Source organism: Planococcus sp. NCCP-2050 (assembly GCF_023708025.1).
Taxonomy (GTDB): domain Bacteria; phylum Bacillota; class Bacilli; order Bacillales_A; family Planococcaceae; genus Planococcus.
The window spans coordinates 411,702-426,148 of the sequence record NZ_BRCX01000001.1 but is presented as its reverse complement, the minus strand read 5'-3'; the positions used below and the strand labels follow the sequence as shown (position 1 = coordinate 426,148).

General features: G+C 43.5%; 17 protein-coding genes. All 17 read left to right on the top strand.

What is annotated here, in order from left to right; genetic code table 11:
* Window positions 1-3: 3 nt before the first annotated feature.
* The 17 genes from rpsA to NFU07_RS02140 all read left to right on the top strand — a co-directional run bounded on the left by rpsA (window position 4) and on the right by NFU07_RS02140 (window position 14,433).
* On the top strand, window positions 4-1,149 hold the full coding sequence (rpsA, locus tag NFU07_RS02220) for a 30S ribosomal protein S1 (RefSeq protein WP_251473988.1): 1,146 nt from the start codon (window positions 4-6) through the stop codon (window positions 1,147-1,149).
* A 22-nt stretch (window positions 1,150-1,171) separates the two neighbouring features.
* Window positions 1,172-2,206, top strand: a complete 1,035-nt coding sequence (fni, locus tag NFU07_RS02215) for a type 2 isopentenyl-diphosphate Delta-isomerase (protein WP_285835924.1) — start codon at window positions 1,172-1,174, stop codon at window positions 2,204-2,206.
* Between the two features lie 93 nt (window positions 2,207-2,299).
* A complete protein-coding gene (der, locus tag NFU07_RS02210; protein WP_251473984.1) occupies window positions 2,300-3,610 on the top strand; it encodes a ribosome biogenesis GTPase Der in 1,311 nt (436 codons plus the stop codon).
* A gap of 23 nt (window positions 3,611-3,633) precedes the next feature.
* A complete protein-coding gene (locus tag NFU07_RS02205) occupies window positions 3,634-4,653 on the top strand; it encodes an NAD(P)H-dependent glycerol-3-phosphate dehydrogenase (RefSeq protein WP_251473983.1) in 1,020 nt (339 codons plus the stop codon).
* A 197-nt stretch (window positions 4,654-4,850) separates the two neighbouring features.
* Entirely contained in the window at window positions 4,851-5,054 is a 204-nt protein-coding gene (locus NFU07_RS02200; RefSeq protein WP_052651391.1) for a DUF2768 domain-containing protein, read from the top strand.
* 10 nt (window positions 5,055-5,064) lie between these two features.
* Window positions 5,065-5,775 carry a hypothetical protein gene (locus NFU07_RS02195; protein WP_251473979.1) on the top strand — a complete coding sequence of 237 codons (711 nt, stop codon included), beginning with the start codon at window positions 5,065-5,067 and terminating at the stop codon, window positions 5,773-5,775.
* Window positions 5,776-5,948: 173 nt separating this feature from the next.
* Complete coding sequence (locus NFU07_RS02190; protein WP_052651392.1) at window positions 5,949-6,221, top strand: HU family DNA-binding protein; 273 nt, start codon at window positions 5,949-5,951, stop codon at window positions 6,219-6,221.
* 402 nt (window positions 6,222-6,623) lie between these two features.
* Complete coding sequence (folE, locus tag NFU07_RS02185) at window positions 6,624-7,208, top strand: GTP cyclohydrolase I FolE (RefSeq protein WP_285835923.1); 585 nt, start codon at window positions 6,624-6,626, stop codon at window positions 7,206-7,208.
* A 26-nt stretch (window positions 7,209-7,234) separates the two neighbouring features.
* Window positions 7,235-7,456, top strand: a complete 222-nt coding sequence (gene mtrB / locus NFU07_RS02180) for a trp RNA-binding attenuation protein MtrB (protein WP_052654470.1) — start codon at window positions 7,235-7,237, stop codon at window positions 7,454-7,456.
* Between the two features lie 77 nt (window positions 7,457-7,533).
* Window positions 7,534-8,310, top strand: coding sequence for a heptaprenyl diphosphate synthase component 1 (locus NFU07_RS02175; RefSeq protein WP_251473977.1), 777 nt, complete (start codon window positions 7,534-7,536; stop codon window positions 8,308-8,310).
* A 5-nt stretch (window positions 8,311-8,315) separates the two neighbouring features.
* Entirely contained in the window at window positions 8,316-9,020 is a 705-nt protein-coding gene (locus NFU07_RS02170) for a demethylmenaquinone methyltransferase (RefSeq protein ID WP_251473975.1), read from the top strand.
* 17 nt (window positions 9,021-9,037) lie between these two features.
* Window positions 9,038-10,012, top strand: a complete 975-nt coding sequence (hepT, locus tag NFU07_RS02165) for a heptaprenyl diphosphate synthase component II (protein ID WP_251473973.1) — start codon at window positions 9,038-9,040, stop codon at window positions 10,010-10,012.
* Window positions 10,013-10,097: 85 nt separating this feature from the next.
* On the top strand, window positions 10,098-10,544 hold the full coding sequence (ndk, locus tag NFU07_RS02160; protein WP_052651396.1) for a nucleoside-diphosphate kinase: 447 nt from the start codon (window positions 10,098-10,100) through the stop codon (window positions 10,542-10,544).
* A gap of 172 nt (window positions 10,545-10,716) precedes the next feature.
* Entirely contained in the window at window positions 10,717-11,889 is a 1,173-nt protein-coding gene (gene aroC / locus NFU07_RS02155) for a chorismate synthase (protein WP_251473971.1), read from the top strand.
* A gap of 2 nt (window positions 11,890-11,891) precedes the next feature.
* The gene (gene aroB, locus NFU07_RS02150; protein WP_251473969.1) at window positions 11,892-12,968 is read left to right on the top strand and encodes a 3-dehydroquinate synthase; all 1,077 of its coding nucleotides are present in this window, start codon (window positions 11,892-11,894) and stop codon (window positions 12,966-12,968) included.
* Complete coding sequence (aroH, locus tag NFU07_RS02145) at window positions 12,965-13,348, top strand: chorismate mutase (protein ID WP_251473968.1); 384 nt, start codon at window positions 12,965-12,967, stop codon at window positions 13,346-13,348. The genes aroB and aroH overlap by 4 nt, the downstream gene beginning before the upstream one ends.
* Window positions 13,345-14,433: a prephenate dehydrogenase gene (locus tag NFU07_RS02140; protein ID WP_251473967.1), complete on the top strand. Its 1,089-nt coding sequence runs from the start codon at window positions 13,345-13,347 to the stop codon at window positions 14,431-14,433. Before aroH ends, NFU07_RS02140 begins: the two co-directional genes overlap by 4 nt.
* Window positions 14,434-14,447: the final 14 nt, after the last annotated feature.

Sequence of the window (14,447 nt, the reverse complement as noted above, 5' to 3'; positions counted from 1 at the left end):
CTTATGTCTGAGGAAATGAATATGATGGAAAACAGTGATTTCCAAGTCGGAAGTCATGTAAAAGGTATAGTTGCTAAAATCGAAGAAAAAGCAGTAACCGTGACAATCGAAGGAGCACCTTTTGATGGGGTTATACCGATTAGCGAATTGTCGAGCCTCCACATTGAAAAAGCATCAGATTCAGTACAAGTAGGTGATGAACTGGAATTGCTCATCACAAAAGTCGAAGATGAGAACTTCGTATTGTCCAAGCGCAAAGTCGATGCCGAACAGGCATGGGACGACTTGGAGAAAAAGTTCGAATCCGGCGAAATCATCGAGTCGGAAGTGAAGGATGTCGTAAAAGGCGGATTGGTCGTAGATCTTGGCGTCCGCGGATTTGTGCCAGCTTCACTGGTTGAAGATTATTTCGTCGAGTCCTTCGAGGACTATAAAGGGAAAGTCATGACTTTTAAAATTGTTGAGATGGAAAAGGAAAATAACCGTTTGATCCTTTCCCACCGCGCAGTAGTAGAGTCTGAAAAAGAATCCCAAAAAGTTGAAGTGATGGAAACCATCCATGCTGGGGATGTGTTGACTGGCAAAGTCCAGCGCATCGCTTCATTCGGCGCTTTTGTGGACATTGGAGGAGTAGATGGCCTTGTCCATATCTCTCAATTGTCGCACGAGCATGTCGAAAAAGTTTCAGACGTCGTTACAGAAGGCCAAGAAGTGCAAGTAAAAGTGCTTTCTGTTGACCGTGATTCAGAACGGATTTCTTTATCAATTAAAGATACGCTTCCTGGACCGTGGGATTCAATTGAAGAAAAAGCCCCGAAAGGTTCGGTCCATGACGGCAAAGTGAAGCGTCTGGTGAGTTACGGAGCATTCGTAGAAGTGTTGCCAGGGGTAGAAGGCCTTGTGCATATTTCTCAAATTGCCCATAAGCACATCGGAACGCCGCATGAAGTGCTGTCTGAAGGCCAGGAAGTCCAAGTGAAAGTTCTGGATGTTAACAAAGAGGATAAACGCCTATCCCTTAGCATCAAGGAACTTCAGGAAAAAGAGCAGGAACAAGATTTTTCTAATTATGAAATGCCTGAAGAGTCAAGCGGATTTTCCATTAGCGATGTCATCGGCGACAAATTAAAAGGATTTAAATCTGAATAATATGTCGAGAGCAGAAAGAAAGATGGATCATATTCAATTTGCGCTGTCCACTGGCCAAAGCGATGAGACAATGTTCGAGGATATTCGCTTCGTTCATTCTGCGTTGCCTGGGGTTGGCCTATCGGACGTCAGCATTCATATGGAAACAGGTGATTTGCAATTCGAATCACCTGTTTTTATTAATGCCATGACAGGTGGCGGCGGCAGTGAAACTGCAAAATTAAACGGCATGCTTGCAAGAGCTGCAAAAGAAACTGGTCTAGCCATGGCGGTAGGCTCACAAATGGCTGCCTTAAAAGATCCCAGTGAAAGGGCAAGCTACGAAATTGTCCGTAAGGAAAACCCGTCTGGTTTTATCATGGGCAATCTCGGAAGTGAAGCAAGCATTCAACAGGCGCAGGAAGCAATTGAAATGCTCGAAGCAAATGCACTCCAAATCCATTTGAATGTAATTCAGGAATTGACCATGCCAGAAGGGGATCGGGATTTCAAAGGTGCATTGGAACGTATCGGCTTAATCGCTGAGTCCGTAGAAGTGCCGATCATCGTCAAAGAAACCGGGTTTGGCATTTCTAAAGAAACAGCAGAATTGCTGGCGTCAACACAAATTGCTGCTATTGATGTCAGCGGTTACGGCGGAACGAATTTTGCTTCGATTGAAAACGAGCGCCGTCAGCGCAAATTATCGTATTTTCAGGATTGGGGCATTCCGACTGCAGCGGCGATTGTTGAAGCGAAATCGGTCTTCCCAAAAACGGTTCTTGCTTCCGGGGGCATCCGCAATGCGCAAGAGATGATCAAGTCTTTCGCGCTTGGGGCTTCAGCAGCCGGTCTTGCCGGATCTTTTTTAAAGACGGCCTACCATAAAGGGGAAACAAGTTTAATAGAAGAAATTCAACTGTTGCTGGAAGATCTTAAAATGATGATGACTGCATTAGGGGCAAAAAAATTGAGTGATCTTGAAAAATGTCCGTTAATTATTTCGGGAGAACTTTATCATTACCTTGAAATTCGGGGATTAGATCCCAAATCTTTTGCAAGGCGTAAGAAAAACTGAATATTACACCTTTTAAGGTGATGGACATTTACAAGATGCCATCACCTTTTTCGTGTATAATAGGCATATCAGAAGTGGAAGGATGAACTAATTATGTCAAAACCGGTAGTAGCAATCGTTGGCCGGCCGAACGTTGGGAAATCGACAATCTTTAATCGGATTGTTGGAGAACGCGTTTCTATAGTGGAAGATATTCCAGGAGTAACACGTGACCGTATCTATAGTTCGGCAGATTGGCTGACACATGAATTCAATATCATCGATACAGGCGGAATCGACCTTCGGGACGAACCGTTCTTAGAACAGATCCGCCAGCAAGCGGAAATCGCAATGGATGAGGCAGATGTTATCATCTTCCTTGTAAACGGACGCGATGGCGTCACAGCTCAAGACGAGCAAGTGGCGAAAATTTTATACCGCACAAAAAAGCCAGTCATTTTGGCTGTCAATAAAATTGACAACCCGGATATGCGCCACATGATTTATGACTTCTATACTTTAGGAGCAGGCGAACCATTCCCGATTTCCGGTTCACATGGGCTAGGACTTGGAGATTTATTAGATGAAGTAGCTAAAAACTTCCCGAAAGAAGATGAAGAGGAATATCCGGAAAACGTGATTAAATTCTCTTTAATCGGACGTCCGAATGTCGGCAAATCATCACTTGTTAATGCATTTTTAGGTGAAGAACGCGTCATCGTCAGCGATGTTGCCGGAACGACGCGAGATGCGATCGATACACAGTATACGTATGAAGACCAGCCTTATGTCATCATTGATACTGCCGGCATGCGCAAAAAAGGGAAAGTCTACGAAACAACAGAAAAGTACAGCGTGCTTCGCGCACTTCGCGCAATTGAACGTTCTGACGTTGTTTTAGTCGTTTTAAACGCGGAAGAAGGCATTCAGGAACAAGACAAGAAAATTGCCGGATATGCGCATGAAGCAGGGAAAGCAATTGTTATTATCGTCAATAAATGGGATGCGATTGAAAAAGATGAGAAAACGATGAATGTCATGACGCGTAAAATACGTGAACATTTCTTATTCTTGGATTATGCTCCGATTATGTTTGTTTCAGCAATTAGCGGAAAACGTGTCCACAATATTTTGGAAGTTGTCAATAAAGTCAATGACAACCACTCACGCCGCATCCAGTCCAGCATTTTGAATGAGGTTATCGAAGATGCAGTGGCCATGAACCCGGCACCATCTGACAAAGGCCGTCGTCTGCGCCTTTATTATGCGACGCAAGTGGCTATTCAGCCGCCGACATTTGTCGTGTTTGTCAATGAACCTGAATTGATGCACTTTAGTTATGAACGCTTCCTGCAAAACCGCATTCGCGAAAGTTTTGATTTCGAAGGAACACCGCTCCGACTGATCACGCGTGCTCGGACATAATTGTTTAAAGGTGGTGCGATAAGATGGAAAAAGTATCTGTATATGGTGCTGGAAGCTGGGGTACAGCGTTAAGTTTTGTTCTTGCTCAAAATGGCCACGACGTTCTGCTTTGGACTCACCGTGCCGAGCAAGCTGATGAAATTAATGGACATTCGAATGAGAAGTATCTGAAAGGGATCAAATTGCCTGTCAATCTAAAGGCGACGAGTGACTTGGCAGAAACCGTCCATCATTCGAAAGTTTTTGTCTTAGCAGTTCCTACGAAAGCAATCAGAGAAGTTTGCTTAAAAATAAAAGAAAACTTAACCGAAAAGGTTTTATTTGTCCATGTCTCTAAAGGCATTGAACCTGACTCGTTAAAACGCATCAGTGAAATGGTCCGTGAAGAAATTCCGGAACAATGGATTGAAGACGTTGTCGTTCTTTCGGGGCCAAGCCATGCAGAAGAAGTGGTGCTTGAACATCCGACGACTGTGACTGCTGCCTGTGAGAATACGGCTTCAGCTGAATTTGTGCAAGATCTGTTCATGAACCACTACTTCCGTGTTTATACGAATACGGATGTCATCGGTGTTGAAATTGGCGGGGCTTTGAAGAATATCATCGCCTTGGCTGTCGGGATTACGGACGGCCTTGGATACGGCGATAATGCCAAAGCGGCTTTAATGACCCGTGGCCTTGCGGAAATTGCCCGTCTAGGAGTGAAGATGGGGGCCACGCCACTCACTTTCTCCGGACTATCCGGCGTCGGCGACTTGATCGTTACATGCACCAGTCCGCATTCCCGGAACTGGCGGGCAGGCAATATGCTCGGCAAAGGCAAAACGATTGAAGAGGTTCTTGAAGAAATGGGAATGGTGGTAGAAGGCATTCGGACGACGAAAGCGGCATTTCAGCTAGCGAAAGCCTATGATGTCCCAATGCCGATCACTGCGGCTCTTTATGCCGTCCTGTTTGAAGAAGTATCGACCAATGAAGCTGCTGAAAAGCTAATGGGCAGAATGAAGAAGAATGAAATGGAAGATTTAATCAACTTGCTTTAACCGCTAAAAGAGAAGAGCTGCAATATTGCGGACTCTTCTTTTTTTGTTGCAGAGAAATTTAAGGGGGCTTGGGGCATGCGGAAATAGGAGAGTTTTTCTGGATGCGGAAATTGTCCCAAGGCCGTCAAATCTGAGCAGGCACCTGTGCATTTCTTATGCTATACTATGGACTGAAACTGAACGAAAGGCGGGCAATTATGAGTTCTTTAGACAAGATGTGGGTCTCTTTTGCAGGAATTGCTTTTTTAATGATTTCCATGGGAATGATTTACTTGAGCAGATACAAGCTGAATAACGGCTTCTTAAAATTTATTTTCGCGTTGATTGCATATATTTTGCTGATCTTAGGATTCTTCATTATGGTATTTATTATATTCAGCGGGCCGACAGGCGGCGCTTGAGGTGATAAAAATGAAAAAAGTTTCAATGCTCATTATGTTTACGATTATTGCACTGCTTTTGAGTGGCTGCATGTTTCCTGAAAGCGAACGGGCTGAAAATCAGATTCCTTATGAGGAACAAGTTAATTCCGTACAAAATGCAGTCAAACAGTATCAAGAGGAAAGCGGCGGATTATTGCCGATTAAGACGAGAGATATGGATGTGGACCAATACATCAAATATCCAATCGATTTCTCGAAAATCGTTCCGAAATATTTAGCTGAAATTCCTTCCAATGCTTTTGAAACAGGCGGAATCTTTCAGTATGTGTTGATGGATGTGGAAGAAAATCCGATGGTGAAATTGGTCGATCTGCAAGTGGCTGAAACGATTCGTTCCATCAACGTCCGAAAAAGCGCTAACGGCGGTCAAGCTCCAATCTCTGAAATTATTGCAGATAATGTTTACCGGTTAAACTATACAGCAATGGGATTCAGGGAAGAGCAAGTGGCTGTGAGCCCTTATAGCGGCCGCAATTTGCCGTTGGTGGTCACTGGTAAAGGCGATGTTTACGTCGATTACTCCATGGATTTGTATACGGAATTGCAGGAATACGAAGGAACGATTGAAGAGGGGCAGGATATCCGGTTCTTGTTATACGATGACAGCCCGATTGTCCCCGCCTATTCGCTTCCGTACACCGTCAACGAAGAAATGGAACCGATCTTTAATAACGAGTAATTTATTGATTTAACAAGATTTCTGCTAAAAAAGAGCCGCATTTAGAATATTTTGTAAGTATTTTACTGTTTAATTGCTAAAGCGCTCTATTAGTTGTTGCTATGCGATTTTCGATATGATACTCTTTTTACAGGATTGATGGTTTGCATCCCCTTTGAGAGGAGGTGAATGGCATGAACAAAACAGAATTAGTGAACTCTGTTGCTGAAGCAGCTGAGCTTTCTCGTAAAGATGCTGCGAAAGCAGTTGACGCTGCATTTGAAGCGATTCAAGACGCTCTAACTAAAGGTGACAAAGTCCAATTGATTGGATTCGGTAACTTTGAAGTACGCGAACGCGCAGCCCGCAAAGGACGCAACCCGCAAACTGGTGCTGAGATCGAAATCGCAGCTAGCAAAGTACCTGCATTTAAACCAGGTAAAGCGCTTAAAGACGCAGTGAAATAATCTACAGTGCAGTACATAGAATGGCTTTTGTGTGATTTGTCACGCAAAAGCCATTCTTTTTTTAAGCATACATTTTTGCGAATCCCGAACGTATATGCTACGATTCATGTGAGAAAAGCGGAAGCGCCTGTTTGGTCCCGACAAGCTTAAGGCAGAGCACGTAGGAAATTCTGATTTCCGAAGTGGGCGGACTTAAGACCTCGAGGGACTAGGCGCTGGAGCTGGACAGAGAAAAGCGCAGGCGCATGAACTAGACTAGAGAAAAGCGGAAAGAGCCGCTTAGGTTCAGCCAATTTGAAATAGAGCCGATTAAATCATGAACATATGATACTTAATAACAGAATTCAAAATAAAGAAGCTGCTAACGGGTAGACCGAATCCGTTTATACAGGAGGAAACAGAGTGATCGATTTAGATACGCAAAAAGTGGACTTAGATAAAATTGAAAAAGCGGTAACAATGATATTGGAGGCTGTGGGTGAAGACCCGGGCCGTGAAGGTTTGCTTGATACCCCGAAGCGGGTTGCTAAAATGTATGCGGAAATCTTCTCAGGCTTAAAAGAAGACCCAAAGGAATATTTCAAGACGGTTTTCCATGAAGGGCATGAAGAGCTTGTATTAGTGAAGGACATTCCATTTTACTCTACTTGTGAGCATCATTTAGTTCCATTCTTCGGGAAAGCGCATATCGCTTATATTCCTCGGGACGGAGTGGTGACGGGCCTAAGCAAATTAGCGAGGGCAGTTGAAACGGTAGCAAAACGTCCGCAGCTGCAAGAACGCATTACTTCGACCATTGCAGATTCTTTAATGGAGACGTTGAATCCCCACGGCGTCTATGTAATGATTGAAGCTGAGCATATGTGCATGACGATGAGAGGCATTAAAAAGCCTGGAGCGAAGACCGTAACGGCTGTGTCGAGAGGCATCTACGAAACGGACGATGTAAAGCGTGCTGAAGTTATGACTTATATTAATATGAATTGAAAATTACAGAAAAAGCAGGTGTGGAAATGGCTCAACCAGAATACATTGTGATCCGTGCGCAGGAAGACGGCGTAAATGTGATCGGATTGACACGGGGAAACGATACGAAATTCCATCATACAGAAAAGCTGGATAAAGGCGAAGTGATGATCGCCCAATTTACGGAACACACGTCAGCGATGAAAATTCGCGGAAAAGCGGAGATTCAAACTGCTCATGGCGTTATTGAAAGCGAAACGAAAAAATAGGGTCATTTGGGTGAAGGCAAGGCTTTGCCTGTGATATAATAGTCTAGTATGGCTAAATCATGAATGGAGCAAGCAGTATGAATGAACAACAAATACATTCGAAAATTACTTCCCTGGAAATCGAAGTCTTAAAAGCTGTAAAACAGCGGACACTCGAAAAGTACACGGAAGGTCCATCCGTCGAGCGGGAGCGTTTGTTTTTCTTGCTGCTGCCATTTTTAGACGGAAAGCAATGGTCTGCAGACATAGAACAGACGGCTAAAACCGTATCTATCGTCTATGCGGCGTTGCATGCCCATGACCAAGTAAAAGAAGATGTTCTGGCTTCGAAAAAACAGCAGCTGACCGTTTTGGCTGGTGATTTCTATAGCGGAATTTATTACCAAATGCTTTCGAACATGGAGAACTTGACAATGATTAAGCACTTGGCTTCGGCAATCATTAGTGTGAGCGAAAGAAAGGCTTCTTTTTACGACGAAGTGGTGCGCCCAATTAAACTCGTCGATGAGCAAATCCAAAAAAATGAAATTGAATTGATTGAAACGTTCTACAACTTCTATGGGTATCAAGAATATACGAAGTTGGCAAAAGCAATGCTGAGCTACGTCAGATACGAAGAAGAATTGAAATGTTTGAAAGAAGGCGGAAAAAGCCGCATTCTTCAAGTATTAAACAAGTCTCTCCAGTATTCTGTCGATACAGAGGCATGGCTTTTGGAGAAATTGGACGTTCTGCATGATCAAGTGATTGAAACTGTGAGAGACGCTAAATTTGATTATGAATTAAAGAATTTCATGCTCCATAAAATAACCCCGCACCAGCATAGAGCTGAGCAGCTAACCCGAGAAGGATGACTGATATGCAAAAAACAAAAGAACAGAAAGTCCACGAAGTTTTTGAGAAAATTTCCGACAATTACGACCACATGAATTCTGTTATCAGTTTTCAACAACATAGCAAATGGCGTAAAGATACAATGCAGAAGCTTCAAGTGCCAAGAGGCGCTTCTGTACTTGATGTCTGCTGCGGCACTGGAGACTGGACAATCGCACATGCAGAAGCGACAGGTGAACAAGGCCATGTAGTGGGGCTGGATTTCAGCCAGAACATGTTGAATGTAGGGATTGAAAAAACAAAGCATCTTCCTCAAGTGAAAATGATCCAGGGCAATGCGATGTCCTTGCCTTTCCCTGATAATTCATTTGACTTTGCCACGATCGGTTTTGGCTTGCGGAATGTACCGGATTATCGCCAAGTCCTTTCTGAAATGCATCGAGTGCTTAAGCCGGGCGGCGTAATCGCTTGCCTCGAAACTTCCCAGCCGAATAATTTATTGTTCAAACCCGTCTTTAGGTTCTATTTCAGATTCATCATGCCCGTATTCGGCAAATTATTCGCAAAAAGCTATAAAGAGTATTCTTGGCTGCAAGAATCGGCTAAAGATTTCCCGGGGATGAAACCATTGGCAAAATTGTTCACCCAGGTAGGATTTGTAAAAGTTAAGTATAAGCCCTATACCGGAGGAGCTGCAGCTCTTCATTTAGGGATGAAAAAAGTAAATTAGCGGGAGAAGGTTATTTAGTGGAAAAGGTGAAGTTGAAATTGCTCTATTCCGATATCAAGCCGGAATTGGATATGATCGAAAAAGAATTAGAACAGGCAGTGGATTCCGAATCTCCCTTACTAAATGATGCTTCTCTTCATCTATTGCAGGCTGGAGGAAAACGAATCCGACCTGTTTTTGTTTTGCTTGCCGGCAAATTTGGAACTTACAATATTGATGTGATGAAGCGTGTCGCTGTACCTTTAGAGCTGATCCATATGGCTTCATTGGTGCACGATGACGTAATCGATGATTCTGAGCTTAGAAGAGGCAAACCGACAGTTAAAGCGGAATGGAATAATAGCGTCGCAATGTATACAGGAGATTTCATTTTAGCTCGGGCATTGGAATATATTACAGAAATTGAAGATCCAAAACTTCATCAAATTTTGTCGAAGACTATGATTGAAGTATGCCGCGGCGAAATTATCCAAATTGAAGACAAGTTCAAACTGGATCAGAATTTGCGTGATTACTTGCGCCGAATCAAACGGAAGACGGCTTTGCTCATTTCTTCCAGCTGTGAACTCGGTGCCTTGGTTTCTGGAGCAGATTTAAAAACGGTTGCCCACTTGAGAAGGTTTGGCTATTTTATCGGCATGTCGTTTCAGATTATTGATGATATTTTGGACTTCACTTCTTCGGATGAAGAATTGGGAAAACCAGCCGGAAGCGATTTTATGCAAGGCAATATGACGTTGCCGGTTCTATGTGCCCGTAAAGATCCAGAGACCTACGAGCTATTGAAGAAAAATCTTCAAAAGGAAATGTCTGATGAAGAGAGGCTGAATATTGTCAGAACGATTCGCAACAGCCCCGCAATTGAAGAAGCAAAGGAAATCAGTGAGAAATATTTAGAAAAAGCATTAGAAGAATTATCCTATTTGCCGAAAAGCTCAGCCAGCAAAACGATGCGCAAAATCGCGTTCTTCATTGGCAAGAGAAAGTTTTAGAACAGAGTTGACAAATAGGTTCAAACTGATAGTATTTTTTAAGGTGGGCAAAAATGCCTGAGCTTTTAATAGAGGAGTGTTCATAATGGAAAAAACTTTCTTGATGGTTAAACCAGACGGAGTACAACGCAATGTAATCGGTGAAATCGTAGCACGTTTTGAGAAAAAAGGTTATCACTTGGTTGGCGCTAAATTGATGCAAATCCCAACTGAATTGGCTGAACAGCATTACGGCGAACATAAAGAGCGTCCGTTCTTCGGCGAATTAGTTGACTTCATCACTTCAGGTCCTGTATTTGCAATGGTATGGGAAGGCGAAAACGTTATTTTGACTGCACGTCAAATGATGGGCGCTACAAACCCTAAAGATGCAGCTCCAGGAACAATCCGTGGAGATTTCGCTGTAACTGTAGGCAAAAACATGATTCACGGTTCTGACTCTGCTGAGAGCGCTGAGCGTGAAATTGGCTTGTTCTTCAAAGAAGAAGAATTGGTAACTTACGAAAAAACAATGAACAACTGGGTTAACTAATCCAGCTTCTGAAAAAAAGCGGCGTATGCTGCTTTTTTTTTTGCTCATTTTTGTTTTTGCCTAATAATTTTTGGACAGTTTAGTTTTATCTAAATTTAAGATAGAATTGAGGAAATGCAATATGTTATAGTGATACATAAATACTTTAGTGCGTTGAAGGGAGAAAGTGCAGATGCGTTATTTAACAGCAGGAGAATCACATGGGCCACAGCTTACAGCTATTATTGAGGGGTTGCCGGCACAAATGCCTTTAACGGCAGAAATGATTAACAAAGAGCTTAAAAGGCGACAAGGCGGCCATGGCCGCGGTAGACGCATGCAAATTGAGAAGGACACAGTGGAAATCGTATCAGGAGTGCGCCACGGGAAAACGCTGGGTTCTCCTGTCGCTTTAGTCGTTAAGAATGATGACTGGAAGCATTGGACGAATATCATGGGAATCGAACCGATTGATGAAACCGATGAAGTAAAACGTCAAATTTCACGTCCACGTCCCGGACATGCAGACCTTAATGGCGGTATGAAATATGGCCACCGGGATCTTCGGAACGTTCTAGAACGCTCGTCTGCGCGGGAAACAACGGTTCGTGTAGCTGTTGGTGCAGTAGCCAAACAATTGCTTTCACAATTAGGAATAGAGATTGTTTCCCATGTAACGGAAATTGGCGGCATAAAAACGAATCCGGAAAGCTATACCGGAAAATCAGCAGCAGAAATTCGGGAAATCGTTGAAAACGATGCGGTTTACTGTGCAGATCCGTCCGTTACAAAACAAATGACTGATTTAATAGATGAAACGAAAAAGAATGGCGATTCGATAGGCGGTACGGTTGAAGTTATCGTTGAAGGAATGCCGCCTGGAATCGGCAGCTACGTCCATTATGACCGGAAGCTGGATGCCAAAATTGCGGCTTCGGTTATGAGCATCAATGCATTTAAAGGCGTGGAATTCGGCCTTGGATTTGAAATGGCGAGAAAACCTGGCAGCCAAGTCCATGATGAAATCCTATGGTCAGAAGAACAGGGCTATACGCGCAAAACAAATAATTTAGGCGGTTTTGAAGGCGGTATGACGACGGGCATGCCAATTATCGTCAGAGGCGTCATGAAGCCGATTCCGACTTTGTACAAACCGCTTCAAAGCATTGATATTGAAACGAAAGAGCCTTTCCAGGCAAGCATCGAACGCTCCGACAGCTGTGCAGTTCCAGCTGCGTCGATTGTGGCGGAACATGTTGTTGCATGGGAAGCTGCTAATGCGCTATTAGAGCAATTTGATGCAGATCAGCTTCCGAGGCTCAAAGAAAACTTGCAGAATTACTTAGATTATACAAAGGGGTTCTGATTATGCCGACCATTCGAGTAGAAGCCGGACGGCCCTACAGTGTACATATTGGAACGGATGTCTTTGATTTATTTAATACCGAATACCATGAATTGCTTGGATCTGCCGACCGTATTATTGTAATTGCGGATGAAAAAGTTGCTTCACTTCATTTAGACCGATTATTGCCGTATTTAGAATCATATAAAGTGGATGTTTTTAAAGTGCCTGCAGGTGAACAGGCAAAGTCAATTGACGTTTTCATGGACTGCCATAGCTTTTTGCTAGCAGAGGGCTGTTCAAGAAAAACCTTGATCCTTGCTTTTGGTGGAGGTGCGACAGGCGACCTTTCCGGTTTTGTCGCATCCACATTTATGCGCGGCATCCCTTATATTCAAGTGCCTACGACTATTTTGGCTCATGACAGCGCGGTTGGCGGCAAAACAGCGATTAACCATGCTTTAGGGAAAAATATGATTGGCACTTTTTATCAGCCTGAAACGGTTCTTTACAATGTCCAGTTGTTAAAAACTTTACCGGATCACGAATGGCGGTCGGGCATGGCAGAAGTCATCAAACATGCTTTTATTTCAAATGGACAATGGTTGGATGAGTTACTGGCTGTGGAGTCTTTCAAAGATTTAACCGAACAGCAATTAATAGCGCATCTTGAAAAAGGCATTGCGGTCAAAGCTGCTATTGTAGAAGAAGATGAATTTGAAAATGGGATGAGAAAGTTTTTGAATTTTGGGCACACCTTGGCACACGCTTTAGAAGCGCATCTTGGCTACGGAAAAATCACGCACGGAGAAGCTGTCGTGCTAGGCATGGCCTATGCCCTTCATCTATCAGGCAACGATAAGTTCGCTGTATTTTTGGAGTGGGGATTCCGGCATGGCTATCCATTTGAGAAGATAGTGGAAATTTCGTTTGAAGACTTGCTGCCTTATATGAAAAAAGACAAAAAGTCATCGAATGGAAACTTGAATTTTGTCATGCTTCACCAAATCGCGCAGCCTCAAATGGAAAAAATCGAAGAGCAATTTGCTGCAAAAAGTTATGAAGAATTACGTTTGAAGATTGGAGAGATGACGAAATGATTCGTGGAATTCGAGGAGCCATCACGGTTTCAGCAGATAAGCCTGAGGAAATTTTAATGGAAACAAAAAAACTTGTCACAGAGATGGCCATGGAAAACCGAATCGATCCGGATGCTGTAGCATCGGTCATTATTTCAACAACTACTGACATCTCCTCCGCTTTTCCCGCAAAAGCTGTACGGACTCTTGAAAATTGGACCTATGTTCCAGTAATGTGCACGCATGAAATGGATGTTCCCGGAAGTTTGCCATTATGCATCCGTGTCATGATGCACGTGAATACGGAAGTCGCTCAAAATGAAATCCAGCATATTTACTTGAATGATGCAGTTAAGCTTAGACCGGATCTAGTGAAGAAAAGCCAGGTGGAAGCGAAATGAACGTTCATGTCCTAATCATCGGCCTCGGATTGATTGGCGGGTCGTTGGCAAAGGCCCTTCAACGCCATCCAGAAGCGCATATTTCCGGATACGATGCGGATGCTCTGACAGCTAGAAAAGCTTATAAAATGGGAATCATACATAGTTCTCCACCATCTGTGGAAATTGCAGCCAAGGAAGCGGATGTGATCATTTTTGCGACGCCGGTGGCGACAACCTTGAAATTGATGGAGCAAAGCAAGTACTGGGATTTGAAAAATGGCGTTATCTTGACGGATACCGGCAGTACGAAAAAAACGATCATGGAAGCGGCAAAAAATCTTGATCGCATCTTTATCGGAGGACATCCCATGGCGGGATCCCATAAAAGCGGAGTGGAAGCAGCAAAGGAAGTGCTATTCGAAAATGCATTTTATGTGCTGACGCCAAACGAAGGAACTTCAACGGAAAGCATTGCGTTTTTGAAAGAACTTCTTTCGGTCACGAAAGCAAAAATTGAAGTTCTGTCAGCAAAAGACCACGATCATATGACGGCCATTGTCAGCCACTTCCCGCATCTGATTGCTGCATCGCTTGTGCACCAATTGGCGAAAGAAGAAGAATATCCTTTTACTCGTCAACTGGCTGCGGGCGGATTCCGCGACATTACGAGAATCGCTTCGTCGAATCCAGAAATGTGGCGGGACATCACAACTCAAAATAATGCAATGATTGTACAGCAAATGGATAATTGGATGGCGGAAATGGCGGAGCTTCGGGAGTTGTTGGTCGAAAATGAAGAAACCGCCATTCAACATTATTTCCAAGAAGCAAAATCATTCCGCGACGAATTGCCGATTGCAGGGCATGGGGCATTATACAGTGCATATGATTTGTATATCGACATTCCGGATATTCCCGGTATTCTTTCTGAAATTACGGGTTATTTAGCTGAAGAGCAGATCAGCATAGTCAATCTGCGGATCATCGAGACCCGTGAAGATGTCTTCGGTATCCTCGTCATCAGTTTCCAGACACCGGAAGATCGGGAAAAGGCTCGGGCTTGTTTTAATAGAAGAACATCTTATGATTCTTATATTTCGTAAAAGGAGGCGGCATT

Coding starts and splice junctions, on each gene's coding strand:
- rpsA (WP_251473988.1), top strand. CDS start 4: ATGTCTGAGGAAATGAATATGATGGAAAACAGTGATTTCCAAGTCGGA.
- fni (WP_285835924.1), top strand. CDS start 1,172: ATGGATCATATTCAATTTGCGCTGTCCACTGGCCAAAGCGATGAGACA.
- der (WP_251473984.1), top strand. CDS start 2,300: ATGTCAAAACCGGTAGTAGCAATCGTTGGCCGGCCGAACGTTGGGAAA.
- NFU07_RS02205 (WP_251473983.1), top strand. CDS start 3,634: ATGGAAAAAGTATCTGTATATGGTGCTGGAAGCTGGGGTACAGCGTTA.
- NFU07_RS02200 (WP_052651391.1), top strand. CDS start 4,851: ATGAGTTCTTTAGACAAGATGTGGGTCTCTTTTGCAGGAATTGCTTTT.
- NFU07_RS02195 (WP_251473979.1), top strand. CDS start 5,065: ATGAAAAAAGTTTCAATGCTCATTATGTTTACGATTATTGCACTGCTT.
- NFU07_RS02190 (WP_052651392.1), top strand. CDS start 5,949: ATGAACAAAACAGAATTAGTGAACTCTGTTGCTGAAGCAGCTGAGCTT.
- mtrB (WP_052654470.1), top strand. CDS start 7,235: ATGGCTCAACCAGAATACATTGTGATCCGTGCGCAGGAAGACGGCGTA.
- NFU07_RS02175 (WP_251473977.1), top strand. CDS start 7,534: ATGAATGAACAACAAATACATTCGAAAATTACTTCCCTGGAAATCGAA.
- NFU07_RS02170 (WP_251473975.1), top strand. CDS start 8,316: ATGCAAAAAACAAAAGAACAGAAAGTCCACGAAGTTTTTGAGAAAATT.
- ndk (WP_052651396.1), top strand. CDS start 10,098: ATGGAAAAAACTTTCTTGATGGTTAAACCAGACGGAGTACAACGCAAT.
- aroC (WP_251473971.1), top strand. CDS start 10,717: ATGCGTTATTTAACAGCAGGAGAATCACATGGGCCACAGCTTACAGCT.
- aroB (WP_251473969.1), top strand. CDS start 11,892: ATGCCGACCATTCGAGTAGAAGCCGGACGGCCCTACAGTGTACATATT.
- aroH (WP_251473968.1), top strand. CDS start 12,965: ATGATTCGTGGAATTCGAGGAGCCATCACGGTTTCAGCAGATAAGCCT.
- NFU07_RS02140 (WP_251473967.1), top strand. CDS start 13,345: ATGAACGTTCATGTCCTAATCATCGGCCTCGGATTGATTGGCGGGTCG.